This is a genomic window from Spongiactinospora gelatinilytica, assembly GCF_003236385.1.
GTDB lineage: Bacteria > Actinomycetota > Actinomycetes > Streptosporangiales > Streptosporangiaceae > Spongiactinospora > Spongiactinospora gelatinilytica.
This window is the reverse complement of the sequence record NZ_POUA01000445.1, coordinates 1-5,664: the sequence shown is the minus strand read 5'-3', so window position 1 is coordinate 5,664 and position 5,664 is coordinate 1. Positions and strand designations below refer to the sequence as shown.

5 protein-coding genes are annotated in these 5,664 nt (G+C 71.5%); 3 read left to right on the top strand and 2 right to left on the bottom strand.

Annotated features, from left to right (window positions below):
- A partial coding sequence (locus tag C1I98_RS34290; RefSeq protein WP_111171483.1) for an AEC family transporter occupies positions 1-828 on the bottom strand: 828 nt, incomplete at its 3' end.
- 229 nt (positions 829-1,057) lie between these two features.
- On the opposite strand from C1I98_RS34290, the gene C1I98_RS34285 reads away from it, so the two are divergent.
- Positions 1,058-2,980: an ABC transporter ATP-binding protein gene (locus C1I98_RS34285; RefSeq protein ID WP_111171482.1), complete on the top strand. Its 1,923-nt coding sequence runs from the start codon at positions 1,058-1,060 to the stop codon at positions 2,978-2,980.
- Between the two features lie 98 nt (positions 2,981-3,078).
- Here the strand turns inward: C1I98_RS34285 and C1I98_RS34280 are convergent, their stop codons facing one another.
- Positions 3,079-3,879: a Clp protease N-terminal domain-containing protein gene (locus C1I98_RS34280; protein WP_111171481.1), complete on the bottom strand. Its 801-nt coding sequence runs from the start codon at positions 3,877-3,879 to the stop codon at positions 3,079-3,081.
- A 190-nt stretch (positions 3,880-4,069) separates the two neighbouring features.
- Here C1I98_RS34280 and C1I98_RS44610 point away from each other — a divergent pair, with 190 nt between their 5' ends.
- Together C1I98_RS44610 and C1I98_RS34265 are read left to right on the top strand one after the other, a co-directional pair.
- Complete coding sequence (locus C1I98_RS44610) at positions 4,070-4,984, top strand: RrF2 family transcriptional regulator (protein WP_233508424.1); 915 nt, start codon at positions 4,070-4,072, stop codon at positions 4,982-4,984.
- A gap of 137 nt (positions 4,985-5,121) precedes the next feature.
- Positions 5,122-5,664, top strand: a 543-nt coding sequence (locus C1I98_RS34265) for an MFS transporter (RefSeq protein ID WP_199537438.1), incomplete at its 3' end; no start/stop codon positions are given.

Here is a 5,664-nt window from a genome sequence, read left to right as displayed (position 1 = left end):
GAACTGTAGAGCGTAGACGTAGACGTTCTGGGCGGTGGGGAGGGCGGCGAAGAGGGTGGCGGCGAGGAGCATGGTGCCGGTCAGGTGGAGGATGTGGGCCGCGGTGAGGTACGCGATGGCGGGCATGACGGTGGACTTGAGGAGGACGGCGAGCAGTACGTCCTTGCCGCCCTGCCGGGCCATGTCCGCGAGGCCGGGGCCGCTGAGGCTCAGGCCGTAGGCGATCAGTACGACCGGCACCGCGGCGGCGCCCACCAGCTCGAAAGGGCGCATGATGGGTTCAGGGATCTCGATGCCCGACGCCGCGAACGGCAGGCCGAGGAGCGAGGCGACGGTGAGCGGGTTGCGCAGCGGGCGGAGCAGGGCCTGCCGTACGGAGCGGCCCGCGGACGGGGGCTCCAGGAGCAGGAAGGTGATCGGGGCCAGTACCAGGAGCTGGAACAGCACGATGGGCACCACCAGCGCGCCGTCCCCCAGGACGTAGACGCCGACGGCGATGCCGAGGATGCCGGCGTTGACGTACGACGACGCGATGGCCCCGACCGTCGTCTCGCGGCGGTCGCGCTTCCAGCGCAGCCGGGCCACGGGCACGTAGACGAGCTGGGCGACGGCCAGTCCGGCGAGGCTGGTGAGCAGCACGGGGGAGAAGATCGACCGCAGGTCGGCGGTGGCCACGGTGCCGAACAGCAGTGCGGGCAAGGTGACGTAGAAGGCCAGGCGGGAGAGGACGAGTTCGTCCTGAAGGCGCAGTACGCCGAGCCTGCCCATGGCGTAGCCGAGCACCACGACGGAGACCAGCGCCGCGAACGCCGTGAAGACCCCCGACATCAGCCTGACGCGCCCATGCGCCTGGACTCGTGCTTGCCAGGCAACCGCCGCTCCTTGGTCCACCGTGCCCGACGCCACCGCCCGCCCCGGCGATCAGCGGCGCTTTCCGACGAACCACGATAGAACGGACTTTTTCGCGAGGTCGCGGCCCCCTAGCGGCCCGCTTGACCTCAAGTTAGCTTGAGGTCGTACCGTCCTTTCTGTCGTAGCCGTATGGAAAGGTTCGGGCATGGACATGGAAGTGACCGCGTGGCATTCGCTTTACAACGCCATGCACGCCCAGTCGGACCAGCGCCCGTTCTCCAAGGCGACGTTGCGGCGGGTCGCCGGCTTCGCGCGTCCGCATCGCGTGATGCTGGCGTGTTACCTCGCGCTCGGCGTGGTGCTGGCGGTTGCCGCGGTCGCGACCCCCATGCTTGCCGGGCAGGTGGTCAACGCCGTCGAGCAGCGCGGCGAGCTAGGCGTGGTGGTCGGGCTGGCGGCGGTGATCGCCGTGATCGCGGTGGCCGAGGCCGGGCTCGGGCTGGCGTCGCGGTGGCTGTCGGCGCGCATCGGCGAAGGGCTGATCCTCGACCTGCGCCGCACGGTCTTCGACCACGTACAGCGCATGCCGATCGCGTTCTTCACCCGCACCCGCACCGGGGCGCTGGTCAGCCGGCTCAACAACGACGTGATCGGCGCGCAGCGGGCGTTCAGCGACACGTTGTCCGGAGTGGTCAACAACGTGGTGACGCTGGTGCTCACGCTGGTGGTGATGGTCCAGATCTCCTGGCAGATCACGCTGGCCGCGCTGGTGCTGTTGCCGGTGTTCGTGCTGCCCGCGCGGCTCATGGGCAAGCGGCTGGCCCGTCTGGAGCGCGAGGCCGCCGACCACAACGCGGCCATGGGCACCCAGATGACCGAGCGCTTCTCCGCGCCGGGGGCCACGCTGGTCAAGCTGTTCGGGCGGCCCGCCGACGAGTCGGCCGAGTTCAGCGGGAGGGCCAGGCGGGTTCGTGACATCGGGGTCCGCACGGCCATGCTGCAAACGACCTTCGTCACCGCGCTCACCCTGGTGTCGGCGCTGGCCCTGGCCCTCGTCTACGGCCTCGGCGGCTTCTTCGCGCTGCGCGGCGCGCTCGACACCGGCGCGGTCGTCTCGCTCGCGCTGCTGCTCACCCGGCTCTACACGCCGCTGACCGCCCTGGCCAGCGCCCGCGTGGAGGTGATGAGCGCGCTGGTCAGCTTCGAGCGGGTCTTCGAGGTGCTCGACCTCAAGCCGCTGATCGCCGAGAAGCCCGACGCGGTGCGGGTGCCGGAGGGGCCGGTCGCGGTCGAGTTCGACAACGTCTCGTTCGCCTATCCGGCGGCCGACAAGGTCTCGCTGGCCTCCCTTGAGGAGGTCGCCACGCTCGACACCCGGGGCGGGGTGCAGGTGCTGCACGACGTGTCGTTCCGTGCCGAGCCCGGCCAGATGGTCGCGCTGGTCGGCTCCTCCGGAGCCGGTAAGTCCACTATCGCCCAGCTTGTCCCGCGGCTCTACGACGTGGACGCGGGGGCCGTACGGCTGGCGGGCACCGACGTACGCGACCTGTCCGCCGACTCCCTGCGCGACACGCTCGGCATGGTGACCCAGGACGGTCACCTGTTCCACGAAACCGTGCGGGCCAACCTGCTGCTCGCCCGCCCCGGCGCCTCCGACGAAGACCTTTGGGACGTCCTGCGCCGCGCCCGCCTGGAAGACCTGGTGGCCACGCTTCCCGACGGGCTGGACACGGTGGTCGGGGAGCGCGGCTACCGGTTGTCCGGGGGCGAGCGGCAGCGTCTGACCATCGCCAGGCTGCTGCTGGCCCGGCCCCGGGTCGTCATCCTGGACGAGGCCACCGCGCACCTCGACTCCACCTCGGAGGCGGCGGTGCAGGAGGCGCTGGGCGAGGCGCTGGCCGGCCGTACCGCGGTGGTGATCGCGCACCGGCTGTCCACGGTCAGGGCGGCCGACCTGATCCTGGTGGTGGAGAACGGGCGGGTCGTGGAGCGGGGCACGCACACCGAGCTGCTGGCGGCGGGCGGCCGGTACGAGGAGCTGTACCGCACACAGTTCGACCAGCAGGAGCACTCCGCCGCCGGTCGCGCACTCGCGGAGCCGGCCGTGGCCGCGGAGGCGCTGGCCTGACGCGCGGCACGGGATGCTGCGTGCTGCGTCCTGTTAGAGGACCGTCGCGACCCAAGCGAGGACAACGATGATCAGTATGGCTCTGACCACCAATCCGTTCACCCGCCGAAACCCGAGTCCAACCGCTGCTCGATGCGGTCGATGCGCCGAGCCAGCGGCTCGACCGCCCGCTCCACCGCCGCAGCCAGCAACTTAGCGGCGTCGCCGCCGACGACGGGGGCGGGGCCGGCCTGCTGCGCGCCCGCGAGTCCCTGCACTCCCTGGGCGCGCAGGTGCACATATCCGGCGAGGGCGGCGACGACGGCCCGCCGGGTCAGCCTGGCCTCGGCGCCCAGCGAGCGCAGCACCTGTCCGGCCGTGCCGTCGGGCTCGCTGATCAGGCCGAGCAGCAGGTGCTCGCAGCCGACGTAGTTGTGCCCGAGGCCGTGCGCCTCCGACACCGCCATCTCCAGCGCGTTGGCCGCCGCTCGGCTGAACCGGCCCCCCGTCCCTGCCTCTGACTGCGTCTCGGCGTCCGTGGCCTGGTCGTCGGGAATGGCGGGAAGGGCCTGCCGTACTTGGTCGGGGTCGACCTCGATGGCCCGCAGCACATGGAGCGCCAGGTTGGTGCCCTCGGCGAGCATCCCGGCGAGCAGGTGCTCGGTGCCGACCTCGGCGACACCGGCCGCCCGCGCCTGTGCCACCGAGAGTTTCATCACCTCTCTGGTCCTGGCGGTGAAGTGCGGGAAGCGGGAGGCGGGGTCGCTCGCCTCCAGGTCGCCGAGCGCCAGCTCCCTGATCGCCACGACCCGCCGTACGGCCTGCTCCAACGCACGCTGACACACCGCGGAGACCGGTACGCCCGCCGCCTTGACCGCCTCGGCCAGCTCATCGGGCAAATAGACATTGATCTTCGGCATCCGGCGCCGCCCTCCTATGGGGTTAGCTTGGGGGTATGAACCCTTTATACCCCCAGAGGGGTTACATGGCTAGAGAAGGGCTTCGGGGTTCCCAGGGAAAGGAAGGGTGCGGTCGTCTTCAGCCGTCGCGCGTGCGATGGGCCCGGCGGCCGGTGAACTGGAGTCCTCCCCGCCTGCGAAGAGCAGAGCCATGAGACGTCTCCCCCGCCTGCCGATCGTCACCGCGCTGAACGTGGCCGGAACGACGTTACCCGCCGTGGCGTCGGCCATGGCCATCGCATGCAGCGGCTCGCAACTCACGTTCTTCAATTCCGGGTTGCGCGACAGGCCCGCCACCGCCGCCGCAGTGCAGCTCTCCCGCTGGACGGGCACGTCAGCGCGCCGGACACCCATGTCGGGCCGGATCGCCTGGCGCGACGCCGGCAACAAGGACACGGGGGTCTCCCAGGTCGTCGCCGAGTCGCCGCCCGTACCGCCGCCGGGGATCGGCGTCCTCTACCTGACCGGCCGGATCAGCGGCGGCACGCTGGACGGGCACGGCGCGGCCGTGTACTTCCGCGTACTTCCGCGTCTCGTTCAGTTCACGCTGACCCCGCGGGAGAGCGAGCTAATCGGGATATATAGCATCCCTTTTATGAACATGGGCGAAGGAGTCGAGTGGGGGTTGCACTGCTGTGTGACCCTGGGCCGGCTCGACGGCGAGGGGCCGGTGCCCATCCGCAGGCTGGCGGCCTGGTTCGACCTGCCGCAGGAGTACCTGAAAAAGCGTCTTCAGGCGCTGACCAAGGCCGGCATCCTGGCGTCGGTGCCGGGCGCGCGCGGCGGGTTCACGCTGGCCAGGCCGCCGGAGCAGATCACGCTGATGGACGTCGTCGCGGCGCTGGAGGGCAGCGCGGAGGCGTTCCGGTGCGATGAGATCCGCCAGCGTGGGCTCGGAGCGGAAGGCGGCGGATTCGACCGGCCCTGCGGCATCGCCCGTGCCATGCGCCGCGCCGAACTCGCCTGGCGCCGCGAACTCGCCGCCCAGACGATCGCCGACCTGATGGCCGACAATCCGGCGAGCGCCGCCCGCACCCGGACAAACTACGCCCGCCTCCGCGACTGACGACGAAAACGGCGGAAACGGTAGATCGGGGCGGCGGTGACCTCCTCACGAAAGGAAAGGGGATGTCTGGTATCCCGATCAGCGACTCACGCGCCGCGAAGCCCTCCGGCACTGCCGCCCCCGAAAGCACGAGGGGGTTGGGAAGGACGCTGGTGCTGGCGCTCGGGGCGTTCGCGGTGGGGACGGACGCCTACGTCGTCGCCGGATTCCTGCCCGGGATGGCGCGGTCGCTGGAGATCTCCGAGGCCGCCGCCGGGCAGTCGGCGACGGTGTTCGCGGTGGCGTACGCCCTGCTCTCCCCCGTACTGGCCACCCTCACCGCCCGGGTGCCGCGCCGCCCGTTGCTGGTGGCCGCGCTGGTCGTGCTCGCGCTGGCCAACCTCGGCTCGGCCCTCGCCCCCGATTTCGGGGCGCTGATGGCGAGCCGGGTCCTGGCGGCGGTCGGGGCGGCCGGGTTCACGCCGATCGCGGGTGCGGTCGCCGCGTCCCTGGTGGCCCCGGCGCAGCGGGCCAGGGCGCTCGCCGTCGTGGTCGGCGGGCTGACCGCGGCCACCGCTGACCTCGCCCCCGTGGGGGTCAGGCGGCCGGGGCCAGAGCCCGGGATCAGGCGGCCGGGGCCAGGGCCCGCCACTGGGCCAGTGGGATGGCGCGCGGGTCGTCGCCGACGGCCTGGATGCAGA

Bases quoted from the DNA above. Each gene is read 5' to 3' on its own strand.
- C1I98_RS44610 (WP_233508424.1), top strand. From the start codon at position 4,070: ATGAGACGTCTCCCCCGCCTGCCGATCGTCACCGCGCTGAACGTGGCC.
- C1I98_RS34285 (WP_111171482.1), top strand. From the start codon at position 1,058: ATGGACATGGAAGTGACCGCGTGGCATTCGCTTTACAACGCCATGCAC.
- C1I98_RS34280 (WP_111171481.1), bottom strand. From the start codon at position 3,879: ATGCCGAAGATCAATGTCTATTTGCCCGATGAGCTGGCCGAGGCGGTC.